The organism is Sphingomonas sp. NPDC092440 (assembly GCF_044754985.1).
Lineage (GTDB): Bacteria > Pseudomonadota > Alphaproteobacteria > Sphingomonadales > Sphingomonadaceae > Sphingomonas.
The window spans coordinates 285861-309922 of the sequence record NZ_JBIVQA010000006.1; the positions used below are offsets into that span (position 1 = coordinate 285861).

At 69.0% G+C, this 24062-nt stretch carries 24 protein-coding genes; 12 read left to right on the plus strand and 12 right to left on the minus strand.

What is annotated here, in order from left to right; translation table 11 throughout:
- Nucleotides 1–26: 26 nt before the first annotated feature.
- Genes gspE through gspL form a run of 3 tightly spaced genes read right to left on the minus strand, consistent with a single transcriptional unit; the run spans nt 27 to nt 3117 of the window.
- Nucleotides 27–1514, minus strand: a complete 1488-nt coding sequence (gspE, locus tag ACIQCS_RS12565; RefSeq protein ID WP_345847762.1) for a type II secretion system ATPase GspE — start codon at nt 1512–1514, stop codon at nt 27–29.
- Complete coding sequence (gspM, locus tag ACIQCS_RS12570; RefSeq protein WP_345847763.1) at nt 1511–2008, minus strand: type II secretion system protein GspM; 498 nt, start codon at nt 2006–2008, stop codon at nt 1511–1513. The genes gspE and gspM overlap by 4 nt, the downstream gene beginning before the upstream one ends.
- Nucleotides 2005–3117, minus strand: a complete 1113-nt coding sequence (gene gspL / locus ACIQCS_RS12575) for a type II secretion system protein GspL (RefSeq protein ID WP_345851991.1) — start codon at nt 3115–3117, stop codon at nt 2005–2007. Before gspL ends, gspM begins: the two co-directional genes overlap by 4 nt.
- A gap of 39 nt (nt 3118–3156) precedes the next feature.
- Between gspL and gspG the strand changes: the two genes are divergently transcribed.
- The 6 genes from gspG (at nt 3157) to ACIQCS_RS12605 (ending at nt 8538) form a co-directional block, all read left to right on the plus strand.
- A complete protein-coding gene (gspG, locus tag ACIQCS_RS12580) occupies nt 3157–3636 on the plus strand; it encodes a type II secretion system major pseudopilin GspG (RefSeq protein WP_345847765.1) in 480 nt (159 codons plus the stop codon).
- 5 nt (nt 3637–3641) lie between these two features.
- Nucleotides 3642–4118 (plus strand): prepilin-type N-terminal cleavage/methylation domain-containing protein, encoded by a 477-nt coding sequence (locus tag ACIQCS_RS12585; protein WP_345847767.1) that lies wholly within the window; start codon nt 3642–3644, stop codon nt 4116–4118.
- Nucleotides 4118–4486: a type II secretion system minor pseudopilin GspI gene (gene gspI, locus ACIQCS_RS12590; RefSeq protein ID WP_345847768.1), complete on the plus strand. Its 369-nt coding sequence runs from the start codon at nt 4118–4120 to the stop codon at nt 4484–4486. Before ACIQCS_RS12585 ends, gspI begins: the two co-directional genes overlap by 1 nt.
- On the plus strand, nt 4486–5310 hold the full coding sequence (locus ACIQCS_RS12595; protein WP_345847770.1) for a type II secretion system protein N: 825 nt from the start codon (nt 4486–4488) through the stop codon (nt 5308–5310). Before gspI ends, ACIQCS_RS12595 begins: the two co-directional genes overlap by 1 nt.
- Nucleotides 5311–5321: 11 nt before the next feature.
- Complete coding sequence (gspD, locus tag ACIQCS_RS12600) at nt 5322–7394, plus strand: type II secretion system secretin GspD (protein ID WP_345847772.1); 2073 nt, start codon at nt 5322–5324, stop codon at nt 7392–7394.
- A gap of 67 nt (nt 7395–7461) precedes the next feature.
- Nucleotides 7462–8538, plus strand: a complete 1077-nt coding sequence (locus ACIQCS_RS12605; RefSeq protein WP_345847773.1) for a sialidase family protein — start codon at nt 7462–7464, stop codon at nt 8536–8538.
- Between the two features lie 352 nt (nt 8539–8890).
- On the opposite strand, the gene ACIQCS_RS12610 is transcribed toward ACIQCS_RS12605, so the two are convergent.
- From ACIQCS_RS12610 to ACIQCS_RS12630, 5 genes are all read right to left on the minus strand, one after another.
- Nucleotides 8891–9253 (minus strand): hypothetical protein, encoded by a 363-nt coding sequence (locus tag ACIQCS_RS12610; RefSeq protein WP_345847775.1) that lies wholly within the window; start codon nt 9251–9253, stop codon nt 8891–8893.
- 367 nt (nt 9254–9620) lie between these two features.
- Nucleotides 9621–10073, minus strand: coding sequence for a hypothetical protein (locus tag ACIQCS_RS12615; protein ID WP_401531005.1), 453 nt, complete (start codon nt 10071–10073; stop codon nt 9621–9623).
- A gap of 439 nt (nt 10074–10512) precedes the next feature.
- Nucleotides 10513–10965, minus strand: a complete 453-nt coding sequence (locus ACIQCS_RS12620; RefSeq protein ID WP_345847777.1) for a hypothetical protein — start codon at nt 10963–10965, stop codon at nt 10513–10515.
- The gene (locus ACIQCS_RS12625; RefSeq protein ID WP_345847779.1) at nt 10956–11426 is read right to left on the minus strand and encodes a hypothetical protein; all 471 of its coding nucleotides are present in this window, start codon (nt 11424–11426) and stop codon (nt 10956–10958) included. The genes ACIQCS_RS12620 and ACIQCS_RS12625 overlap by 10 nt, the downstream gene beginning before the upstream one ends.
- The gene (locus ACIQCS_RS12630; protein ID WP_345847781.1) at nt 11423–12007 is read right to left on the minus strand and encodes a hypothetical protein; all 585 of its coding nucleotides are present in this window, start codon (nt 12005–12007) and stop codon (nt 11423–11425) included. The genes ACIQCS_RS12625 and ACIQCS_RS12630 overlap by 4 nt, the downstream gene beginning before the upstream one ends.
- 169 nt (nt 12008–12176) lie before the next feature.
- On the opposite strand from ACIQCS_RS12630, the gene ACIQCS_RS12635 reads away from it, so the two are divergent.
- Entirely contained in the window at nt 12177–14648 is a 2472-nt protein-coding gene (locus tag ACIQCS_RS12635) for an alkaline phosphatase PhoX (RefSeq protein WP_345847783.1), read from the plus strand.
- An 85-nt stretch (nt 14649–14733) separates the two neighbouring features.
- Here the strand turns inward: ACIQCS_RS12635 and ACIQCS_RS12640 are convergent, their stop codons facing one another.
- Complete coding sequence (locus tag ACIQCS_RS12640; RefSeq protein ID WP_345847785.1) at nt 14734–15351, minus strand: TetR/AcrR family transcriptional regulator; 618 nt, start codon at nt 15349–15351, stop codon at nt 14734–14736.
- Nucleotides 15352–15404: 53 nt separating this feature from the next.
- Here ACIQCS_RS12640 and ACIQCS_RS12645 point away from each other — a divergent pair, with 53 nt between their 5' ends.
- Genes ACIQCS_RS12645 through ACIQCS_RS12655 form a run of 3 tightly spaced genes read left to right on the plus strand, consistent with a single transcriptional unit; the run spans nt 15405 to nt 16971 of the window.
- Nucleotides 15405–15785, plus strand: a complete 381-nt coding sequence (locus tag ACIQCS_RS12645) for a hypothetical protein (protein ID WP_345847787.1) — start codon at nt 15405–15407, stop codon at nt 15783–15785.
- A gap of 11 nt (nt 15786–15796) precedes the next feature.
- The gene (locus ACIQCS_RS12650) at nt 15797–16570 is read left to right on the plus strand and encodes an SDR family NAD(P)-dependent oxidoreductase (RefSeq protein ID WP_345847789.1); all 774 of its coding nucleotides are present in this window, start codon (nt 15797–15799) and stop codon (nt 16568–16570) included.
- Between the two features lie 35 nt (nt 16571–16605).
- Nucleotides 16606–16971 (plus strand): hypothetical protein, encoded by a 366-nt coding sequence (locus ACIQCS_RS12655; protein WP_345847790.1) that lies wholly within the window; start codon nt 16606–16608, stop codon nt 16969–16971.
- A 48-nt stretch (nt 16972–17019) separates the two neighbouring features.
- Here the strand turns inward: ACIQCS_RS12655 and ACIQCS_RS12660 are convergent, their stop codons facing one another.
- The 3 genes from ACIQCS_RS12660 to ACIQCS_RS12670 all read right to left on the minus strand — a co-directional run bounded on the left by ACIQCS_RS12660 (nt 17020) and on the right by ACIQCS_RS12670 (nt 20554).
- Nucleotides 17020–17397 carry a hypothetical protein gene (locus ACIQCS_RS12660; RefSeq protein WP_345847792.1) on the minus strand — a complete coding sequence of 126 codons (378 nt, stop codon included), beginning with the start codon at nt 17395–17397 and terminating at the stop codon, nt 17020–17022.
- A 416-nt stretch (nt 17398–17813) separates the two neighbouring features.
- Nucleotides 17814–19133, minus strand: a complete 1320-nt coding sequence (locus tag ACIQCS_RS12665; RefSeq protein ID WP_345847794.1) for an amidohydrolase family protein — start codon at nt 19131–19133, stop codon at nt 17814–17816.
- The gene (locus tag ACIQCS_RS12670; protein WP_345847795.1) at nt 19133–20554 is read right to left on the minus strand and encodes an amidohydrolase; all 1422 of its coding nucleotides are present in this window, start codon (nt 20552–20554) and stop codon (nt 19133–19135) included. The genes ACIQCS_RS12665 and ACIQCS_RS12670 overlap by 1 nt, the downstream gene beginning before the upstream one ends.
- A gap of 210 nt (nt 20555–20764) precedes the next feature.
- Between ACIQCS_RS12670 and ACIQCS_RS12675 the strand changes: the two genes are divergently transcribed.
- A complete protein-coding gene (locus ACIQCS_RS12675) occupies nt 20765–23443 on the plus strand; it encodes a PAS domain S-box protein (protein ID WP_345847798.1) in 2679 nt (892 codons plus the stop codon).
- On the plus strand, nt 23444–24058 hold the full coding sequence (locus tag ACIQCS_RS12680; protein ID WP_345847800.1) for a response regulator: 615 nt from the start codon (nt 23444–23446) through the stop codon (nt 24056–24058).
- Nucleotides 24059–24062 lie beyond the last annotated feature (4 nt).

Genomic DNA, 24062 nt, shown 5'->3' on the forward strand with positions numbered 1-24062 from the left:
CGCCGGGGAAAGAGAAGGAGAAAGGCTCACCCTTCGTCCCTCACCACCCGGGCAACTTCCTCGACCGTGGTCACCCCCGCCTTCATCTTCGCCAGCCCGTCGTCGAGCAGGCTCGGATTGTCCTTGCGGGCATGCGCCTCGAGTTCGGCCTCCGAAGCGCCGTCATGGATCAGCTTCTGGAACTTCTCGTCGACCGCGACGACTTCGTAGAGGCCTGCCCTCCCCCGATAGCCCTCGCCATGGCATTCCGCGCAGCCGACCGCGCGCCAGATCTTCTTGCCGGGCTTGATCGCGCCGCCGAGGAGGAGCGAATCCGCCTCGTTCGCCTCGTCCTGCCGGGCGCAGCTCGGGCAGAGCTTGCGCACCAGGCGCTGGGCGCACAGGCCCACGACCATCGGGGCGAGCAGATAGCGCTCCACCCCCATGTCGATCAGACGCGTCACCGAGCCGACCGCGCTGTTGGTATGGAGCGTCGAGAGCACGAAATGCCCGGTCATCGACGAGCGGACGGCGACCTGGGCAGTCTCCTGGTCGCGAATCTCGCCGACCATGATCACGTCCGGATCCTGGCGCAGGATCGCGCGGAGGCCGCGGGCGAACGTCATGTCGGTGCGCGGATTGACCTGGGTCTGGCCGATGCCGGCCAGCTCATATTCGATCGGATCCTCGACCGTCATGATATTGCGCTTGCGATCGTTCAGGCGATTGAGCGCGGCATAGAGCGTCGTCGTCTTGCCCGAGCCGGTGGGGCCGGTGACGAGCAGCATGCCGTGCGGGCGCTCGAGCAGGCGCATGAACACGCCGCGGTCGCGCTCGCTCATGCCCAGCACTTCCATGTCGAGGCGAAGCGAGCCCTTTTCCAGCAGGCGCATCACCACGCGCTCGCCATGCTGGGTCGGGATGGTCGAGACGCGGGCGTCGACGTCGTGGCCGCCGATCCGGAGCGTCACGCGCCCGTCCTGGGGAATGCGGCGCTCGGCGATGTCGAGCCTGGCCATCACCTTGATGCGGCTGACCAGCAAGGGCGCGAGCGCGCGGGGCGGCTCGATCATGTCGCGCAGCACGCCATCGATCCGAAAGCGGACGACCAGGCGCTTTTCCTGCGTCTCGATATGCACGTCCGACGCACCTTCGCGCACCGCCTCGAGCAGCAGCGCGTTGATCAGGCGGATGACGGGAGCGTCGTCGCGCGTGTCGAGCAGGTCGTCCACGCTCGCGGCGCTGTCGGCGAGCGCAGCCAGGTCCATGTCGCCGAGATCGATGTCGGCGGCCGCTCCGGCGCCCGAATAGGCGGCGCTCAGGGCAGCGTCGAACTGCTCGTCGGGCACCGAGACGAACCGGGCGGCGGGCGCGAGGCGCTGGACCTCGAGCAGGCCGTCGAGCGCGGCGCCGGCCTTGTGGACACACTCCACCACTCCCGCATCGCCGACGCGCAGCAGCACGCCGTTCCGGCGCGCAAAGCCATAGGGCAGCGTCACCGAGGGGGCGTCGGTGAGGATCAGCATCTCGTTCATCCGCCGAAGTCCATAGTGGCGCTGACCCGGCCGGGCTCCGGGCGGCGCTGGAGGTCGACGCGCCGGATCCGCAGGCTGCTGGTCGCGGAGAGATCGGCGAGCCAGGCCATGACCGAATCGTAGCTGCCGTCGGCGATCGTCGCGCGCACGCCGTCCGGGGTCGGCGCGACGGTGACGGCAAGGCCGAAACTGCCCACGGAGCCGTTGATCACATCGGCCGGCGAGCCCTGGCGACGCTGGGGCTGGTTCGGCGAAAGCGTGCCGGCGGCGCGGATGCGCGCAGTGAGCGTCTCATAAGTGCGGATGTCCTGCAGCGCCGAGGCGCGGGCGGCCTGGAGTGGCTTGATGACGCCATAGACCAGCATCAGCGCGGCGAGGAACAGGGCCAGGCCGCCGAGCATGACCTGCTCGCGGCGGCTGCGGCCGCTCCACCAGCCGTCGAAGCGGATCAGCGCGGCGTCCAGCGCCGGCATGCGGGCGAGAATCAGTCTCATGCGGCACTCGCCGTAATGCGGATCGCGCCTTCGGGCGAGCGCACGACCCGCGCCCCCACTCCGGCCCCCTTGAGCGTCGTCTCGATCCGCGACGCCAGCTCCGCATCGGGCGAGGCATCGAGATCGAGCGTGAGCAGCCTGCCCTCGAAGGTCATCGCCCGCACCGCGAACGAGCCGGCGAGCGGCGCCAGCGCGCCCGAAACGCGCGTGACCAGCGGCACGAACGGCTGCGGCACGCGCGCGCCGCCGCCCGCGGGCAGCATGGCGGTGACCGAATTGGCGAGATCGTCGCCCAGCGCCACCCCGGGCGCGGCGAGCGAGGCAGTGGCGCGCGCTTCCGCTTCGCGGCTATCGGCGATGTTGCGCAGCATGAGCACGTCGCCCAGCGCGATCACGGCATGGGCGGCGGCGCCGATCGCCGCGACCCAGACGAACTTGCGCCACAGGCCGGAGCCCGCCGCCTTGCGCACCGCATAGGCTCCCTGGCGCAGGTTCAGCGCAGCGACCGCGGCGCCGGCGGCAGGCCCGAACGCGGCGGGATCGAGCGCCGCCGCTCCCTTCTGCATGTCGTCGGGCAAGCGCTCGCCATAGCTGGTCACGCCCGGGCGCCCGGCGGCTTCCCAAGCGGGGCGGAGCAAGGCGGCGGGAACTTCGAAGCCGGTCCCCTCCGCATCGCGCACCGCGGCGCGGCCGCCGTCCTGCGATACCGCCCAGCCTTCGGTCGGGCGCGGAAGGGTCAGCACGTCCGGGGCCATCGCGGCGTGGCCGATGCCGGCCTCCTCGGCCTGGGCGACCCAGCGGGCCATCACCTCATGCCGGACCACGCCGACCAGATAGCGGCCGGGCGCGATCTGCTCGCCGAGCGCGAGATGCACCGAATCGACCGGCTCGGCGATTCGATCCTCGATCGCGAAGGGCAAGGCGGCGACGCGGCGCGCATGGCTGGGCAGCGGCAGGTCGACCGCCAGCAGCCGCACCTGCTCGGTGGGGACGAGAATGGTTGCGGGCCGGTCGCGCACGGCTATGATCAGGCGGTCACCCGCCAGCGTCCACACGCCCGCGGCGGGCGGCTCTGATGGGTCGGACGCACCCCTGGTGTTTGGGCTCATTGTCACATTTGCTTCATGGGCAGGACGCATGGGGCGGGGATGCGCATAGTTTTGAAACAGTTCCATGACATCGCACCTAAGGTGCACGACCGCAAGCGCGCCGTTCCCGATGGCGAGGCCGGCCTGACGCTCATCGAAATGATGATCGTGCTGGTGATCATCGCGATCGTCGCCGGGCTCGTCGCGGCGAACGTGATGGGCCGCCCGGACGAGGCGAAGGTCACCGCCACCAAGAGCAACATCGCCACCATCTCGGGCGCGCTCAAGATGTACCGGCTCGACAATGGCGACTATCCCACCACCGAACAGGGCCTGAAGGCGCTGGTGGAGAAGCCGACGGCGCCGCCGGTGCCGTCCAGCTTCCCGCAGGGCGGCTATCTCTCCGCGCCCGCGCTCGATGCCTGGGGCAAACCGTACGAATATCGTTCGGAGGGCGGCACCTTCACGATCCGCTCGCTCGGCAAGGACGGCAAGCCGGGCGGCGAAGGCGTGGACGCCGATATCGAAGGCAAGGGCTGATCCCGGTGCGGGGGGCCGACATCGCCGCGCGCCCCTCCGAGCAGGGCATGACGCTGGTCGAGATGCTGATCGTGCTGGTCATCATCGGCGTGATGGCGGGCGCGGTGGCGCTCGGCATGGGATCGGTGACGCGCGCACCGAGCGTGGAGACCGAGGCGCGCCGGCTGGCGACGCGGCTCCAGGCCGCCGCCGATGACGCGATGCTCGCCGACAGGGCGATCGCCTTCACCGTGCGGAAGAACGGCTATGGCTTCGCGATGGTGAGCGCCGACGGCAAGGCCGTGCCGCGCACCGACGATGCGTTCGGCTTCCACAAGCTGCCGGGCGGCATGGTGATGACGTTGAACGTGAAGCCGCCGGTGATGCTCGGCGTGGACGGCGCGGGCAAGCCGATGCAGGCGGTGATCGAGAGCGGGCAGAAGAGCTGGATCGTCGTCTATGACGGGATGACCGTGCGGGCGTTCCCGATGGGGGCTTCGTGATGCGCGCGATATCCCATCCTCCCGGCGACGCGGGTTTTTCATTGATCGAAGCGCTCGTCGCCCTGGCCGTGCTCGCCATCGCCACCGTGGGCCTGATGCGCACCGTCGAATCGCACATCGACTCCACGCGCGCGATGGAACGCCGCACCACCGCCATGTGGGTCGCCGAGAATCGGCTCGCCGAGCTGGAAGCGCACGCACCGGGCCGGGAACAGGTGGAGATGCTGGGCCAGCAATGGCGCGTCGCGGTCGCGCGGCGGCGGACCGACGATCCGGAGATCGAGCGCGTCCGCGTCGAAGTGTTCGCCGGAACCGAGAAGAGCGCGCTTGCATCGCTCGACGGCTTCGTGGACGGACGCAAGCTGTAATGGCCGCCCTCCTCCTCACGCCGCGCCAGGTGCGCATCGGGCTCAACCTGTTCACCGGCGCGATGGTCGTCTCGGTGGCGGTGGCGCTCGCCGGGCTCACCTGGCGGATCGCCGGCCATGCCGGCACCGGCGCAATCACCGTGCCCTCGGGCAGCAGCGGCCCGGCCGCGGCGCCGGACATCGCCGCGGCGGTGGCGCTCGCGCCGTTCGGCAAGCCCTCCGCCTCGGGAACCGGTCAGGCGACGAGCCTGTCGCTGGAGCTGAAGGGCGTGATCGCCGCGAGCCCCGCCGAGCTCTCGACCGCGTTCATCTCGGTGAGCGGGCAGCCGCCCAAGACCTATAAAGTGGGCGACAATATCGAGGGTGCGACGATCCAGACGATCCTGCCCGACCGCGTGATCCTCGCCAATGGCGGGCGCGACGAGTTCCTCGCCTTCCCCGATCCGACGCTGACGCCCGAGCAGCGCCAGGCCGCCGCCGCGGGCCGCCCGCCCGCCCCCGCCGCCAATCCGGTGACCGCACCGGGCGCCCCGCCGCCGGCCCGCACGCCTGGCGCCGCTCCCGCCGCCGCGCCGCCCCAGGCGACGGTGGCCGGTATCCTGCAGCGCTTCGACGCGACGCCCGTCTCCGGCGGCTATCGCATCGGCGACAATGGCCCGCCGGGCATGGTGGCGGGCGACGTGATCCAGTCGGTCAACGGCACCGCGCTTTCCGATTCCACTGCCGCGCAGGGCGCCTTCGCGGCCGCCCAGGCGAGCGGTTCCGCCCAGATCCAGGTCCTGCGCGACGGGAAGCGGCTGACGCTTACCGTGCCGCTCCGCTAGAAAGACTCCCCGTGAAGATTCGCTCCGCCATCGCCGCTATCGCGCTCGCCGGGATCGCCCTGGATACGGTTGCCCTCGCGCAGACCGCCCAGAATGCCGCGCAGAACGTCCCGCAGGACGCCGGCACCGGCGATGTGGTGGTGAACATGCGCGGTGTCGAGATTTCCGACGTCGCCGACCAGATCTCGCGCATCACCGGCCGCACGCTGATCCTCGATCCGGCGGTGAAGGGCGTGGTCACCGTCACGTCCTCGACGCCGCTGTCGCCCGCCGGCGTGTGGGAATTGTTCCAGTCGGTGCTGCGCGCCAACGGCTTCGCGGCGGTACGCTCGGGCCGGGCCTGGCGGATCGTGCCGGCAGCCAATGCGGTGCGCGACGGCGGCATCCCCAGCCGGGGCGTGTCGGGCCAGGAGCTGGTGACCCGGATGGTGCGGCTGCAGAACGTGCCGGCGGCAGACGTCGCCCGCGTGGTCCGCCCGCTGGTCGCCACCTTCGGCAGCGTCGAGCCGCTGAGCACGCCCAATGCCGTGGTGATCACCGACTATGCCGACAATGTCCGCCGGGTCGAGGCGATCGCCCGCCAGCTCGACGGCGGCAGCGGTGCAACCTTCTTCACCCTGGCGATGAAGAACGGCAACGCGACCGACGTGGCCCAGTCGCTCCAGACGGTGCTGGGCGAAGGCACGCGCGTGGCCGCCGACGCGCGCAGCAACACAGTGATCGTGCGCGGCACGCCCGCCTCGGTCGCCGAGGCCCGCAAGATGCTGATCGCGCTCGACCAGCCGGGCGGCGCGACGCCGATCACCCGCATGTTCCGCCTGAACTATGCCGATGCCGAAACGGTGACCAACGTGCTGCGCGGCGTGCTCGGCCAGGGCGACAGCGCCGACAATCCGATCGCGACCAGCCTGGGCAGCGGCAATTCCAACCCGTTCGCGCGGCTGAGCCAGAACAGCCAGAACCTCTCGGCGCTGCCCAACAGCGCGGCCTCGACCAGCGGCGGCATCGGCAGCGCGATGCAGGGCGCCAGCACCACCGGCACCACCATGCAGAACGTGCAGCAGCCGACGCCGAAGGGCTTCTCCACTCCCGAGCTGACCGTGCAGCCGGCGCCCGAGCTCAACGCGGTCGTGATCCGCGGCACGCCGGCGGCGATCGCCTCGATCGAGACGCTGATCACCGATCTCGACGTGCGCCGCCCGCAGGTGCTGATCGAGGCGGCGATCGCGGAGATCACCGGCGACGACGCCGAAGCGCTGGGCGTGCAGATCGGCACCAGCGGCGCGGTGATCAACCAGGTGAAGGGCGTGGCGACGTCCTTCACTCAGTCCGGCGTCTCGCTCGGGGCCATCCTGACCGCGCTCAAGGTGCCGGCGGCCGGGGCGATCGGCACGGGCCTCAATGCCAATTTCGCGATCGGCAACGATTTCTCGATCCTGGTCCAGGCGCTCGGCACCTCGACCCGCGCCAACCTCCTCTCCACCCCGCAGCTCACCGTGCTCGACAATGTCGCGGGCGAGTTCGTCTCGGGCCAGAACGTGCCGTTCCTCACCGGCTCGATCCTGACCAATTCCTCGACCGTGAACCCGTACACCACGATCGAGCGCAAGGACGTGGGCATCACGCTGCGGGTGCTGCCGCGGATCAATGCCGGCGACACGATCCGGCTTCAGGTGAACCAGGAAGCCTCTTCGATCGCCGAATCGCAGACCAAGGCGGCGTCCGACCTCGTCACCAATCGCCGCGCGATCACCACCACGGTGCTCGCCGACAATGGCCAGACGATCGTGCTCGGCGGCCTGACCGCCGACGATTTTCAGGACACGCGCCAGCAGGTGCCGATCCTGGGCGACATCCCGATCGTCGGCGAGCTGTTCAAGAGCCGGCGCGAGACGCACCAGAAGCGCACGCTGTTCATCTTCCTCAAGCCGACGATCCTGCGCGACGGCGCCGATGCCGCGGCGGCTTCGAAGGATCGCTACAACCGGCTGCGGGCCGACGAGCTTGCCAGCTCCAAGCGCGGCAGCCTGTTGCTCGCCCCGCCGACGCCGCGGCTGACGGTGGAGATCGACGGGATCTATTGAGGGGCGGCGCTCCGCACGGCGGCACCCCGTTGAACCTCCCTCTTCGCCCGCACAAAGGCAGCCTTCGATGATCCGCATCCTGATGCTTGCCATGGCGCTCCCGATTTCGGCGGTTCCATGGGGTGCGCCCCTGGCTGCCACACCGGGGCAGGACGCCGTGCGGTTGCGCGAGTTCATCTATCAGGCGGCCCCCTACCCCCAGAGCCATGCCTCGACGATCGTGCAGACCCGGGACGGCGCGCTGGCCGCCGCCTGGTTCGGCGGCACGCACGAACGGCATCCGGACGTCGAGATCTGGTTCGCGCGGCGCGGCGGGGCGGGCTGGGAGACGCCGAAATCGGTCGCCAACGGCATCCAGCCGGACGGCACCCGCCTGCCGACCTGGAACCCCGTCCTGTTCCAGGACCCGGCGGGGCCGCTGCACCTCTACTACAAGGTCGGCCCCAGTCCGCAGCGCTGGTGGGGCATGGTGATCACCTCCCCCGATGGCGGGCGCAGCTGGAGCCCGGCACGGCGGCTGCCGGCGGGCATTCTCGGCCCGATCAAGAACAAGCCGGTCGTCCTGCGTGACGGCGCCTGGCTCTCGCCGTCAAGCACCGAGGACGAAGGCGGCGGGCGCTGGCAGCTGCATTTCGAGCGCAGCGAGGATGCGGGCAAGCGCTGGTCGGCAACTGCCCCCGTCGATCCCGACGCGCGTTTCGACGCCATCCAGCCCAGCATCCTGTTCCTGCCCGACGGCAGGCTGGAGGCGATCGCCCGCACCCGCGAGGGCGTGCTGGCGGCCACCCAGTCCGCCGACAATGGCAAGAGTTGGGGCAAGCTGTTCGCCGTCGACCTTCCCAATCCCAATTCGGGCACCGATGCCGTGACGCTGAAGGACGGGCGCCAGCTGATCGTCTATAATCACGCCGCCCAGCGGCCCGAGACGCCCGGCTCCGGCAGGCGCTATCCGCTCAACATCGCGATATCGCGCGACGGAGTGCACTGGCGCCCGGCACTGACGCTGGAAACCGAGCCGCTGCCCGACGGCTATGCCTATCCGGCGGTGATCCAGTCGGCCGACGGGCTGGTGCACATCACCTATAGCTGGAACCGGCAGCGGATCCGCCACGTCGTCGTCGATCCGGCGCGGCTGGCGGGCTAGGGTCCCGACTCCATCCGCAAACTCCGTCATCCCGGCTCGAGGCGGGAGCGACGAGAGCGGAAGATGCTCATCTCCCCTCCCCGTCATCCCCGCGCAGGCGGGGATTCAGGGTAGGACGGGACGATCGAAGCAATCACGCGCATGCTTGCCGGAGCCGGTAAAGCGAGCCCTCGCGCGCCTTGCCCGTGGTCCTGGATCCCCGCCTGCGCGGGGATGACGGGGAAGGGACAACGGGGATGACAGTTAAAGGAAGATGACCCAATTCGGGGTCGCGCTCAATCAGCCACCCCCGTCACGGCCAGTCGAAAGGCGCCGCGGAAGCTGCCCCGACGCTTCGCCGGGGCGGCGCCGTTCATGCGTCGTCGCAGCGCGGGTCCCACCGGCGGTCCACGCCGGAGAGATCCTCGCGTGGCGCCCCGGTGTCGGTAAAGCGCCACGCGCAATAGCCATATTGGAACCAACGCCCGAAGGGGATGGCACGGAACCCGGCCAGTTCCTCCCTGCTATGATGCCAGCGCGGGGGCAGGATCGCGAAGAGCAGGTCGTTGGCGACAAGCCTGCTGCGCATCCTCAGCGAAAGCCAGGCGTGCCTTGGGCTGCCGCGCGCCGCGACGCGATCCACTCTGGGATGCGTCAGCAAATATCGAAGCCCCTGCAGCGCCTGGCCGAAGTTAAGCGTGGCGTGCTTGGCATATTCCTCGATCCATTCGAACATCCGTCACCTCAAAACCGAAATCGGAAAATCGCAGATTCGGGTTTGTGGCTCGGGACATGTCGCGCATCCTTGGCAATCGTGGGTGCCCTATCCTGCCGCAAGGCAGGCCGGCTGGAAACCATCCATCCTCGGGCGTTCGTTCGTGTCGCAATCAATCGTCCGCCCGCGGCACCTATCGGATTGCCGGTGCCAGTTTCTCGCTGGACCTGTTCTCCGGCAGATAGCCCCGAACATCGACGGCATGAGCCCGCCCTTCACGTTACCGAGGGGGGCGCAGCCGCTCAGCGCGCCGACGGACCTAGGCGACGGCGTACAAACGCCAAGCGCGGACAGGCCGTTGCGGCGACGGCAATCCTGACAAAGGCGGTCATCGCGTCGATCCCTTCACGCGCATATATCTCGCCGTGTCGCAAACTATGGCGGCGGCGCAGACCTGGAACTCGATCGTGTCGGCGTTCACCAGGCGCGCGCGCGCCGGAAAGGCCTGACGATCGGAGATGTATTCGCCTTTCCAGCCACCGTTCGCGGGCCGCAGGTTCCGCACAACGACCCGGCCGAGCGAGGAGACATCGCCAGGCGCAAGACGCTCTTCGATCACGGTGGCGCAGAGGCTTTCACCTGCAGAACAGGTCGCGATGCGGGCAACCGCCGAGCCGTCATGCGCGCGCCAGTCCCCCAGCAGCGGGGACGCCGCCTGCGCTTGGGCCTGCGCCGCGCCGGCCGTCGCCATACAGGCTGCGACAATACAGGTCGGAATCATACAAGCCGCAACAATCACAAGAGCGCCCAGGGGCTGGCTCGCCTTTATCGGATAGGTCATCTCGTCTCTCTTCCCCAGCAACGAAAGCGCTGCCAGGAACATCATCGCCCCGCCTCGTGGAGCGGATATGGAGATTTGAAGAAGAGTCCGTAGAAGCACCGTCACTTGAGCCTGATGCCAGGGCGAAGATTTACACGCGCCGCCAGCGAAGCGATGGTGCCCTGGGGCAGCCGAGAGGCCGCGCTGCACGGTCGCGAGGCCGATCCCCGCCAATTCCGCAAGACCCTCCTGCGTCGTCGCCCGGGATGCGCGGATCGCCGTGGTCCTCTGCCCGAGGGTCCGTTAGTCTCCGCGGCATCTTTCGAGATCGCGATAGCTTGACTGGAGCGACCGCTATGAGCGGCGCATAGCCGCCGTGCCCGCATTGCCATCGGAATGGCAGCTGACCGCCATTTCTCACCATTTGGTCGTTCCGCCAGGCGAGGTGCTCGATCGAGCGCTACGGGCCCGTTTCCCCCGGCCCCGCCTCGCCCCCGCCCGGCGCGATCGGCAGCGGCACCCGCACCCGTTCGGCGCCGCGCGTGAAGAAGGCCGCGTCGATCGCCAGGCTGGCGAGGCTCCAGCCATCGACGCTTTCCCCGATCGCAAGCGTGCGGGTCGTGCCGTCGCTCGCCTTGACCAGCGCCACCGCGTCGACATTGAGCCGGCCGACGATGCCGACCAGCCGGGGGGCGTCGGCGGGGGCCTCGACGGGCTCGGACGCGCCGAACAGCGGCCGCTCATAGACGCGCGCCAGCACCGGCATCGTGCCGGCCCCGATCGGCGCGGGGACGGGCGCGGCCCTGGGCGCAGTGCCGCCCCCGCCGGGCAGCAACAGCAGCACCGGCATGGCGATCGCCAGCGCGCCGGCGGCGGCAAGCAGGATTCCCGCGGGGCGCAGCTTCACTGCCATGCCGCGACCACTTCCCCGATCAGCCGGACGCCGCCTTCCGGAATCGGCTCGATCCGCCAGCTGCGCATCCGCATCAGCGGCCTGCCACGCTCCAGCGCGTCGGCGAGCGCGACCACTGCCTTTTCCGCGCCCGAGACGCGGATGCGCAGCGCGGCCACCCCGGCAGGCGCCTGGGCGGTGCTCGCCTCCTCCACCAGCACTCCGCCCGACCGGGCAAGCGCGCGGACCCGCGACAGGATCGCCGCCCGCCCCGCCGCCGCGTCCGCGACGTGCAGGCCGAGCCCGGGCGCGAGCAGGGGCGGCGGCGATGCCGGCCGCGCCGCCAGCGCGGCGAGCCGGGCATGCTCGGCGCGCGCCGCGGCCAGCTCGCCGAGCGCGGTGCCGGTAGCCGGCGCGAGCAGCAGCGCCACGGCCAGGCCGGCAATGCCGCCGATCGCCATCGGGGGCAGCCGCCGCGTCATTGCGCATCCTCGCGCATCGAGACGATCATCGCGGCATCGGTCCGCCGCTGGCTGGTGTTGCGCATGCCGGCCAGCTCGGGCGCGCGGCGGATCGCGGCGCGCAGCGTGTCGGGATCGGAACCGGCGGCGTCGAGCTCCAGCCCGCCGTCGCGGGTGCGCTCGACCCGGGCCAGCCTGGCCTCGGCGGGCAGCACGCCGGCCAGCAGCTCGAGCACCTGGCCCGGCGCGGCGCGGCCGGCGGCATTGGCGAGCGCGGCGCGCGCCTCACGCGCGGTGGCTTCCGCATCCAGCCGCGGCGCCAGCTGCGCCTGCAGCCGGACTGTCGCGTTTCTTTCATGTTGCGCGAGCATGCTGGCGCCGGCCAGGGTGAGCAGCGGCCCGGCGGCGAGCAGCGTGCCCAATGCCGCCGCCGCACGCCAGCCGCCGGGCAACGGCATCGCGCTCAGCGCCGCGAAGGGCATCGCGCCCAGCGCCGCGGAGGGCATCGCGCCCAGTGCCGCGGAAAGCCGGTGCGACAGGCTTTGTGCCGGCTCGGGCGGCGCCGGGGGCGGCAATGCGGGATCGGGCTCGGCGGCGTCCATCGCGTGCCTGCCTAGACGCTGCCGGGGCCCGCGCAAAGCGTCATGGAGCGTCATGGAGTGGCAACATAAAAGTCACGCCTACGAAACCGCAATCGCATGCTGGCGTCATCTCACGCTTCCAAGGACCGGCCAACCGGGTCGCCAGTGACTCGGATGCTTGGGGGTTTCCATGACCAATCTGACCGAGACGGGCTTCGGCTATACCGACGGCGACGTCGATACCAACATCCACAACAACGGCCCGACGCTGAACGAGATCGCGGCCCAGCGCTATTCGCGGCGCGCGACGCTTCAGCGCGGCGGTGCGGCGATCGTCGCGGCCACCATGGGCGGTTCGGTCCTCGCGGCCTGTGACAGCAAGGTCACGGACACCGGCGCGGGACCGACCGTGAACGCAGGCGCCGACGCGGCGACCACTTCGGGCCGCGTCGTCACGCTCACCGGCACCGCGACGGGCGGCAACGGCCTCACCACCGCCTGGAGCCAGATCAGCGGCCCGACCGTGACGCTGAACAGCGCCTCGAACAACACCGCCAACTTCATCGCGCCGAGCGTGAGCGCGGCCACGCCGCTGGTGTTCCAGTTCGCCGCTGCCGACGCCGCCGGCAAGCCGACGATCGCGCGCACCACGATCACCGTCAGCCCGGCCACGCTCGGCTTCGCCGCCGTCGCCAAGAACAAGCTCGACGTCGTGACCGTGCCGGCCGGCTACACCGTGCAGATCGGCGCGCGCCTGGGCGACCCGATCCTGGGCGGCGCCGCGGCCTATAAGAATGACGGCACCGACACCGGCTATGCGAACCGCATCGGCGACCATGGCGACGCGCTGTTCTGGTTCGGCCTGAACAGCTCGGCCGCCCGCGACGACACCAGCTCGACGCGCGGCCTGATCGTGCAGAACCACGAGAACATCAACCAGCAATATCTCCATCCGAACGGCCCGACCTCGACCGGCGGCGTCCGCCCCGAGGCGGAGGCGATCAAGGAGATCGAGTGCCACGGCGTCTCGGTCGTCGAATATGCGCAGGCCGCCAATGGCAGCTGGTCGTTCTCCGCCAACTCGACGCTCAACCGCCGCGTCACGCCGAACACCCCCACGGTGTTCAACGGGCCGGTCAAGGGCTCGGACCTGATCAAGACTCCCTATTCGCCGACCGGCGTGGCGGGCCGCGGCACGATCAACAACTGCGCCAACGGCTACACGCCCTGGGCGACGCTGCTGACCTGCGAGGAGAATTGGGCCGGCTATTTCCGCCGTTCGGGCGACAATGCCGCCCGCACCGCCAAGGAAGTGACTTCGCTCAGCCGCTATGGCGTGACGAGCGGCTCGGGCAGCTATGGCTGGTCGAGCGTGACCGCCGCCGACACCACGAACACCAGCTTCCGCCGCTGGGACGCCCGGGCCACCGCCGCGGATGCGCTCACCGACTATCGCAACGAGCCGAACCAGTTCGGCTGGGTGGTCGAGATCGATCCGTACAATCCGTCGGCCGCGCCTCGCAAGCGCACCGCGCTGGGCCGCATGGGCCATGAGGGCTGCTGGCCGGGCGCGTTCGTCGCCGGCCGCAAGCCCGCCTGGTACATGGGCGACGACGCCCGCCGCGAATATCTCTACAAGTTCGTCTCGAACACCGCCTGGTCGGCCGCGGACGCGAGCGCGACCGATCGCCTGGCGATCGGCGACAAGTATCTCGATGCCGGCACGCTCTATGTCGCCAAGTTCAACGCGGACGGCAGCGGCACCTGGCTGCCGCTGGTGTTCGGCCAGAACGGCATCGACGCGTCGAGCGCCGTCTATCCGTTCGCGGACCAGGCGGACGTGCTGGTCAACACCCGCCTCGCCGCGGACGTGGCCGGCGCCACGCCGATGGACCGCCCGGAATGGACCGCGGTGAACCCGGTGACCGGCGAGGTCTATCTGACCCTGACCAACAACAACGCCGCCAACCGCCCGCTCAACGGCACCGACGCCGCCAATCCGCGCCACTATAACGACCCCTATGGCGCGGCGCAGACGGCGCAGTACGGCAACCCCAACGGCCACATCATCCGCCTGAAGGAAGCCAATACCGAAGCCACGACCTTCGCCTGGGACATCTATGCCTTCGGCGCGGGCGCGGACCTGAATGCGACCAACATCAACCTGTCGGGCCTGACCGCGGACAACGACTTCTCGAGCCCGGACGGCCTGTGGTTCGGCCGCGCGAGCAATGCCACGGGCATGGTGAAGCCGCTGATGTGGATCCAGACCGATGACGGCGCCTATACCGACGTCACCAACTGCATGATGCTGGCGGCCCAGCCGGGCACCGTGAACGACGGCGGCGCGCGCACGATCACCAACACCGGCACCGGCGGCGCGACGGCCACCCAGGCCACGCGCGTCGGCGCGGCGCCGGGGGCGAACCTGAAGCGCTTCCTGGTCGGCCCGGTCGAGTGCGAGATCACCGGCGTGGACACGACGCCGGACGGCCGCACCATGTTCGTCGGCATCCAGCATCCCGGCGAGAATGGCGCTCCGGCGACGCCGTCGAGCCATTGGCCGGACAGCCAGGCGACCGGCACCGCCGGCGCCACGGTCCGTCCGCGCTCGGCGATCGTGATCATCACCAAGAATGACGGCGGCCTGGTGGGCCTCTGATCTTCCGGGATCGATGAAACAGAGAGGGAGGCTCCCGCAAGGGGGCCTCCCTTTTTGCTGCCGCGCCGGCGCGGCCCGTCGCGCGCTATCCGGCCGCGCCCGAGAGAATCCGGTCGCAGAGCGGCAGCAGCAGCGCGCACGCCGCCGCGCCGTCACGCTGCTCGCCGCGCAGGCTGGAGAAAGTCGCAAAGCTGGTGAGCGTGAACAGCAGGTCGACCAGGTCCGCCTTCGCCTGCCCCTCGGCCACACCCTGGCGATCGACCAGCACGCCCAGCAAGGCACGCCGCCGCTCGTTGCGCGCGGCCAGGGCGGCGCCCAGTTCGGCATCCATGGCCGCCGCCGCGAAGATGCCGCCCAGCCCATCATGCGCCATCCAGAAATCGCAGAAGATGCGCACGGCCCGGGCGAGCGCCGCGCGCGGCTCCGGGATCGCCATCGCCTCGGCCAGGCTGGCCAGATTGCCTCGCTCGGCAATCGCGTCGAACGCGGCCTCGAGCAGCCCGTTGCGCGAGCCGAACTGGTTATAGACCGTCAGCCGGGTGACTCCCGCCGCCTTCGCCACGGCGTCGAGCGACAACATCTGCCCACCGGGCTCGCGCAGGATGGCCAGCGCGGCAGCCACGAGGCGCGCCCGGGTCTCCGCCGCCTTCGCGTCACGCTTCTCGGTCGCATAGGGTCTTGACGACTTGCCGGGAATATTCACTATACATCCTGTATATCGAATCTGAGTTGCGCCCCCGGTCCGGAGCTTCGCACATGCAAGTCTTGCTGATCCTCACCATCGCTGTCCATGTCCTGTCGTCGATCTTCTGGGCGGGGTCGACCTTCGTCCTCGCGCGGAATGGCGGCCAGGGCGCCACCGGGCTGATCGGCCCGCAGACCGGCGCGGCGAGCGCCGCGGTCCTGTCCGGGCTGCTGCTCTGGCATCTGCTCCATCGGGGAAGCTTCCAGCTGGTCGAACAAGTCCTCGCGACGGGCGCGACGGCCGCGATCCTCGCCTTTCTCGTCCAGCTCCTGCTGGTCCGGCCGGCCCTGCGCTCCGGAGAAACGTCGCCGCGCGTTGCCGGCGGCTATCGCGCATCCGCCGCGCTGCTCGTCGTCACCATCATCTGCATGGCCGTGTCCCGTTACGTCTGAAGGAAGCTGTGATGCCCGATATTTCCCTCTTTCCCGATCTCGCCGGCAAGACCGTGCTGATCACCGGCGGCTCCGGCGGGATCGGTGCCGAGACGGCGCGCTGGTTCGCGCACAACGGCGCCCGGGTTACGGTCGCAGGGCGCGACCGGGCCCGGCTCGACAGCGTCCATGCTTCGCTCACCGCCATTTCGCCGGGGCATGCGGCGATCGCGCTCGATTGCACCAGCGCCGACCAGCTCGAAGCCGCCCGCGCCGCGCTGATCGCGCGACAGGGCGGCCTCGACATCCTGATCGCCTTCGCGGGCGGCGGCACCAGCCGGCCCGCGCCGATCGAGCAGGTGACCGAGAGCGACTGGCAGTCGAGCCTCGCGCACAATGTCACCGCGACCTTCCTGACATTGCGGACCTTCGCGCCCGACTTGCGGAAGAGCGGGCGCGGTGCCGCGGTGACCATGGCTTCCACCGCCGGTCGGGCACCGTCCGCGGCGCCGCTCGGCTATGGCGTCGCGAAGGCGGGGATCATCCTGCTCACCCGGCAACTCGCCCAGGATCTGGGCCCCGATGGCGTGCGGGTGAACTGCATCTCCCCATCGGCGGTGCTGACCGATCGCACGGCGGAGCGGATGCCGCCCGCCACGCGCCAGGAAATCGCCGATGCCCATCCGCTGCGGCGGCTCGGCACCCCTGCCGACGTCGCCGCCGCGACTCTGTTCCTGGCATCGGAAAGCGCCGGCTGGCTGACCGGCGCGACGCTCGACATCGCCGGCGGCCGGCTGATGCACTGATCGCCGCGCCCCCTTGACCGAAAGGCATTTGCGACATGGGTTTCGAACTCAACCACGCCATCGTCCGCTGCACCGACAAGGCCGGCGCGGCGCAGTTCTTCGCCGATCTGATCGGCGCCGCGCCCGTGCAAGCTTCGGGACCGTTCGCGGCGGTGCGGGTCAACGACCGATTGACGCTCGACTTCCATGACGAGGGCGATTTCGTGTTCGGCCATTTCGCCTTCATGGTCGCGGAGCGGGATTCCGATGCGATCCTGGAGCACATCGCGGCGCGGGACCTGTCGTTCGGATCCGGGCCGTTCGCCCGGGACCGGCGGATCAACCGCCACAATCGCGGGCGCGGGATCTATGTCTGGGACGGCAACAGCTACGAATTCTTCACCACCGACCCGCTGGGCTGAGGCGGCGCGTTCACCCGCCCGGGCGTCCGCCGCCGCACGCCATGGCTCTCACCGATCCGTGCGGCTGATGATCTTCGCCACGCCATCCTTCGGGATGCCGATCATGTAGTTGGTTCCGCCCTTGCAGGTGACCCGCCAGGTCGGCACGCCGTCCTGGTCGGCGATGCGGGTCGAGCTGTCGACATGCTCGCAGGGCAAGGGCGCGTCCTGCAGCGCCCGGATGAAGGTCGCATTGCGCTGGGCGTCGTTCTGGCCGAGCACGGCGGCGCTATAGTTGGTCGCGTCCGCCCCGTTCCCGGCGTCGAGCTCGTTGAGCGGCTCGGCGGTCACCGCGTCGTTGGCGGTGGGATTGGCCGTATCGGAACCTCCGCTGCAGCCCGCGAGCGCCAGCATGGCCAAAGCCGGCACGATGATCCGCTTCAACATGTCGCATCCCTTCCGAAAAGACGGTCCCGCAATCAATGCGGGACCGTAACCAAGGTTCCTAGGTTGAAAACCCATATTCTTGCTTCGTCACCCCGGTCTTCGGGGTCCCGCCATCTCGTCAGCGCAAGCAGCAGCGGGATCCCGGCGCAAGGCCGGGATGACGGTAGAAAATCAGATACTTGCTTGGGTTCTCAACCTGGGCTGAGGACTCATATTCTCCTTCGTCATCCCCGCTATCCCTTCAACCGTCATCCCGCGCAGGCGGGGATCCAGGGCCAAGGGCAAGGACGGCGAGGCTCGCCTTGCCGTTTCCGGCAAGCACCCGCGTGATCGCTTCGATCGTCCCTTGCCACCCGTCATCCCCGCCTGCGCGGGGATGACGGGCGTAGTTTCAAGGGCCTGTCCGGGTTCTCAACCTAGCGCTGATATGCCTTGGGCAGCGTGCCGTCCTTCGGATCGAGATAGCGCTGGCGCAGGCGCGTCCAGCGATTCTCGAGCGGCTGCTCGACGCCGTCGATGAACACGCTCACCGCCGAGGTGCCGATCTCGAGCGGGTCGCCGTCCCAGATCACCACATCGCCGCGGCGGCCGGGCTTGAGCGAGCCGAACTCGCCCCCCAGCCCGAGCGCCTCGGCCGGCTTCGAGCTGATCGCCGCAAAGGCCGCACCCCAATCGAGGCCGGAGGCACCGGGCACCTTGGTCAGTGCGACCAGGTTGCCGGCATATTGCTTCTCCCAGCGCGCCTGGCGCGCCTCGTCCTGGTTGATCGTGCCGATCGCCACCACGACACCCGCCGCCGCCATCCGGCCGATGTTCGACTGGCTCGCGGCGAGCTGCTCGAAGCTCTCGGGCAGGTCGTTGAGCGCGGTGGCGATCACCGGCACGCCCGCCGCCGCGATCTGCGGCGCGACCGTCCAGCCTTCGGTGGCACCGACGAACACCAGCTTGAGCGCGGGGATTTCCTTCCTGAGCTGGAGCAGCACCAGCATGTCGGACGCGCGCTCGACATGAACGAGGAGCGGCGTGCGGCCCTGAAGGACCGGCACCAGCGCCTCGGCATCCGCGCGCGTCAGGAAGGCATCCTTGCTGCGATCGTTGAAGCTGCCCGGCGCGCGGATATAGTCGCGCACCTCGAACAGCACGTTCTTCAGCGCGGCATAGGCGGCCGGCCGGCTGCCGCCCGCGGCACGGGCGCCGCTTTCGCCCCATTCCATGAACTGGAAGGCGCGCGGCTTGCTCACCGCGTCCATGTCCGCGCCCAGATCGATGATCGCGCCCTGGCCCGCGAAGATCGAGCCGGAATTGTCGGGAGCGACCACCGCGCGGGTGATGCCCTCGGCCCGGTTGATCGCGATCGGGCTCGACTTGGGGTTCACCGCCGGCGCCACGTCGATCGCGGCGTGGAAGCCAACATTGCCCGGGCCGGTATCGTTCGTCTGGTCGACGCCGTCGACCTCGACGATGCCCAGGCGCGTGAAGCCGGCGAAGATGCCGGGCGAGACCCATTTGCCGCCCGCATCGATCACGCGGACGCCGGCGGGCACGGCGACGCCGGGGCCGGCCGCGACGACCCGGCCGTCACGGATCACGACGGTGCCGCCATCGACCGGCTGGCCACCGTCGCCGACGACCAGCCTGGCGTTGGTGATCGCCACGGTCTGGGCCGCGGCGGGAGCTGCGAGGACGGCGATCGGAGCGAGCGCCGCGGCGGCGGCGAGAAGGAGCTTCCTGTTCATCACTTCACATCCCCCTCGCCCGGCTGGCCGAGCTCGAAATCGGAAACCGGCCGGCGCTTCGGATCCTTGGCATCGTAGAGCAGCGCGCCATCGACCCAGACCATCTCGGGCCGGGTATAGACGCTGAACGGATTGCCGTTCCACAGCACCACGTCCGCCATCTTGCCGGGCTTGAGGCTGCCGGTCTTGTCGGCGATGCCCAGCGCCTTGGCCGGGTTGATCGCCAGCCAGGTCCAGGCATGTTCCTCGCTGATGCGCATCCCCGCCTTGATGCCCGAGGCGCGCGCCTTGGCGACTTCCTGGTTGAGCCGCTGGATGCCGTTGGCGTCGTCCGAATGGATCATCGCGCAGGCGCCTTCCTTGTCGAGGATGGCGAGGTTCTCGGGCACCGCGTCATAGGCTTCCATCTTGAAGCCGTACCAATCGGCCCAGACGGCGGCGCAGGTGTTGTTCGCCTTGAGCAGGTCGGCGATCTTATAGGCTTCCACGGCGTGGTGGAAGGCCGAGACGTGATAGCCGAACTCCTTGGCCATATCCATGACGACGGCCATCTCGTCGGCGCGGTAGCAATGGTTCTGGACCAGGATCTCGCCCTCCAGCACGCCGCGCAGCGTGTCCATGGCGAGGTCGCGGGCGGGCGCTTCGCCGCCCTTCTCCTCATAGCGGTCCCAGCGGCGCTTATATTCGGCCGCGCGCGCCCAGGTCTGGCGATCGACCGCGACATTGCCCATCCGGGTGGAAGGCATGCGGCCCTTCGAGCCATAGACGCGCTTGGGGTTCTCGCCACAGGCCATCTTGAGGCCATAGGGCGCGCCGGGGAATTTCATGCCCTGCATGGTGCGGGCATAGACGTTCTTCACCACCACCGAGCGGCCGCCCATCAGATTGGCCGAGCCGGGAAGGATCTGCAGCGTGGTGACGCCCCCGTTCGCAAGCGCGCGGCCGAAGCCGGGGTCCTGCGGCCAGACGCTGTGCTCGGCCCAGACCTCGGCCGTGACCGGGCCGGTCATCTCGTTGCCGTCCGAATTGGCCTGGACGCCGGGCGAAGGATAGTCGCCGAGATGGCTGTGGATGTCGATCACGCCGGGGGTGACATATTTGCCCTGCCCGTCGATCACCGCCGCGCCGGCGGCGTCGAGATTCTGGCCGACCGCGACGATCTTGCCGTCGCGGAACAGCACCTGGCCGCGATCGATCCGCCCGCCCTCGCCGTCGAGCACGGTGACGTTGGTGAGCAATGTCGGCGCGCCCGGATAGGCATGATAGGTCGAGGGGAAGGGATCGTGGCTATAGCCCTTGCCCTTGCCAGGACCGCTCGCCGCCGGCGCGGGATCGGAAGCGGCGCTCCGCGCCCTGGTGCCGCCGGAATCGCAGGCAGCGAGCCCCGCCAGCGCACCAAAGATGATTAACGTCCGGATCAAGCGAATCCTCCCCCTTGCGTAAGGAACGAGTGATCGCGCAGGTGCTGTCCAGTTGGCAAGCCGTCCTTCTTCGCAAAGAAACTGGACCACTCTGGACTATCCCCATTTTCTCTTGGGCTTGATTGGTGTTATTGACAGTTCCCGGAAGGGGAAGGTGCATCGTTGCGCTCCGCAATTGACCCCACCGAGCCATCATGGGTGGCAGCGCCCGTGAATCGACGAGTCGCGCTCGCGCTCGCCTTTTTCGGGCTGGCCTGCAGCCTGGCAGCTTTCGCAGGCTGGCTCCTCCATATTCCGTCCTTGCGCGGATTCGGCCTGAACGATTTCCCGATCTGGCCCTGGACCGCGATTGGCTATATCGGCCTGTCGCTGGGCTTCCTGGCCTCGTTCCTGGGCCGGCGGCGGCTGGCGATCAATTGCCTCGCGGTGCCGCTGACCATCGCCCTCGTCGCGCTGTTCGAGCGCTGGACCGAGATCGACCTGGGCGTCGACCGGCTGCTCTTCCCGAGCCAGCTCGACCAGTTCAGCTTCAGCTTTCCGGGGCGGGTGGGCATCAATCCGGCTGCGGTGTTCCTCGTGCTCGGCCTCGCCGGGCTCGGGCAATGCGTGCAGGACCTGGTGGCGAAGGAGATGCGCAGCCTGGTCGCGATGGTCGCGCTGGGGCTGGCCTCGTCGGCCGCGATCATCATCCTGTTCTCGCGCGCCGGCACCGGTCCGGCCCTGCCGCTGCTCACCACTTCGCTGCCCGCCGCGATCGTCTCGATCGCGCTGGCGCTGGCCGCGATCACCTGGAACAGCGGCTTTGGCTGGATGCGCGACCTGGCGCGCGATCCCGACAATCGCCGCATGCTGCAGATCCTGCTGCCCGCCGCGCTGATCCTGCCCGTGCTGCCGGCGGTGCTGGAACTGGTGCTCGCGCGGCGGATGGTGTTCACCGCCGCGCCGGGCCAGCTGCTGGCGATGCTCGGCAACGTGCTGATCGTCGGCACGATCGCCTATTGGGCCGTCACCCGGGTCGCGCGCGAGCAATCGGTGCAGGTGGAGCTGAGCGAGGCCATCGACGTCACCACCATGGCGCTTACCTCGCCCGACGGCCGGATCGTCCACTGGTCGGAAGGCGCGGCCCGCCTGTTCGGGTGGAGCGAGGAGGAAGCCCGCGGGCAGAACAAATATCTCCTGCTCCGCTCGCGCTGCGAAAGCGCCGAGACCACCCTGCCCCGCCGCCCGCAGGACGAGACGCAGGAGCTGGTGGAGACGACGCGGGACGGACGCGAGATCGCCATCCTCGAGCGCGTCCATCGCGTCGAGATCGCCGGGCGCGATCCGGTGATCATCCACAAGATGACCGACATCTCCGACCGGGCCCGCGCCGTGGCCGAGCTGCGCGAAAGCGAGGAGCGGCTCGCGATCGCCACCGCGACTCACGAGGTGGGCGTGTTCGAATGGGACGTTGCCACCGGCCGGCTCGCCTGGGCGCCCGGCGCGGAGGAACGGCTGGGGCTGGTGCCCGGCACCGTCACCAGCTTCGACAGCTGGCGCGACCAGATCGAGCCCGAGGACGCCGAACGGGTGATGGAGACGATCGAGGCAGCCGTCGCCGATCGCGCACCGCGCTTCAGCTTCCGGTATCGCTTCAAGAAGAGCAACGGATCGGTGCGCGCGGTGGAGGGATCGTCGCGCGCCTTCTACGACACCGATGGCAATCTGGTCCGCACCATCGGCGCCATGCTCGACATCACCGAGCGCGAGGAGCGCGAGGCGGCGCTGCGCCGCCGCGAGGCGCAGCTGCGCTCGATCATCGAAACCGTGCCCGAGGCGATGCTGGCGGTGGATGAGGAAGGCACGATCCGCGTGTTCAGCACCGCCGCCGAAGCGCTGTGGGACTATCGCGCCCATGAGGTGCTGGGCCATAATTTCGCGATGCTCACGCCCTATCCCCGCGACGAGGAAGCGGAATCGGAGACGCGGCTGGGCGCCTTCCTCAAGGCCGGCAAGCCGCTGGAACCGGGCCAGACGATCGCCGCCGCCGGCCTGACGCGCACCGGCGAGCATTTCCCGATGGAGATCCGGGGCGGCGTCGCCCAGATCGACGGGCATTTGCTCTACACGCTCTTCGCCCGCAGCCTCAGCGAGCAGTTCGCCGCCGAGGAGCGGCTGAGCGAGCTCAACGCCGAGCTTGCCCATGTCGGCCGCCAGTCGGCGATGAGCGAGCTCGCCGCCGACATGGCGCACGAGCTCAACCAGCCGCTCGCCGCCACCTCCAACTTCCTCGCCGCCGCGCGGATGCTGCTCGACAAGGGCGAGGAATTCGAACGGGTCGGCGAATTGCTGCGCATGGCCAATGAACAGACGCTGCGGGCCGGAGAGATCATCCGCCGACTGCGCAGCTTTACCATGCGCGGCGAAGTGGATCTGCGCGCCACCCCGCTGGCGCCGACAATTCGTGACGCAGCCGATCTGGTCCTCATCGGAACCAGCCAGTTCAACATCAGGCTGACTTACGATCTGGACCCCGAAATACCCTGCGTCTTCGCGGATCGCGTACAAGTTCAGCAAGTCGTCGTTAATCTTTTGCGCAATTCCATAGATGTCCTTCGTCAACAAGGCGCCAACGATCGCCGGATTACCGTGAGGTCACGCAAGTCTACCAAAGATATGATTGCAATAGAGATCGCTGATAGTGGACCGGGCATACCGGAACCAATGCTCGACCAACTCTTTTCCCGTTTTACGACAACGAAGAAAGAAGGTGCAGGAATGGGTATTGGACTTTCCATCAGCAAGCGTATCATTGAAGCCCATGGTGGGGTTCTGAGCGCCGAAAACCGACCCGAAGGGGGCGCGGTTTTCCGCTTCACGCTACCCACGACGGAACAGGGTGGAGAGTAGATGACAAAAACGGTCTATATCGTGGACGACGACGATGCCGTCCGGGCCTCTTTGCACAGTCTCCTTTCGCTTCGCTCCGATCTGGTGATCCGGGCCTTTCGTTCGGGCGACATTTTCCTGGAATCGCTGGCGGATCTCGATCCGGGGGTGCTGCTGCTCGATTTCCACATGCCGGGCTCGACCGGGCTCGACGTGCTCAACGCGGTGACCAGCGATCCGCGCTTCGTGGCGATCATCCTGACCGGCCAGGGCAATGTCGGCCTGGCGGTGCAGGCGATGAAGGCCGGTGCGCTCGATTTCATCGAGAAGCCCTATGAGGCCGAGTTCCTGATGACGGCGATCGACCTCGCCTTCTCCCGGCTCGAGGAAGGCAGCGAGGCGGCGACCCGGGTCAATGCCGCGGAATCGAAGATCGGCAAGCTCTCGCCGCGCGAGAAGGACGTGCTCAAGGGACTGATCGAGGGACGCTCGAACAAGATCATCGCCTATGAGCTCGACATCAGCCCGCGCACCGTCGAGATCTATCGCGCGAACCTGATGGAGAAGCTGGAGGTGCGCAGCCTTTCCGAAGCCCTGCGCATCGCCTTTGCCGCAGGGATGTTCCCCAAGAGCTAGGGGC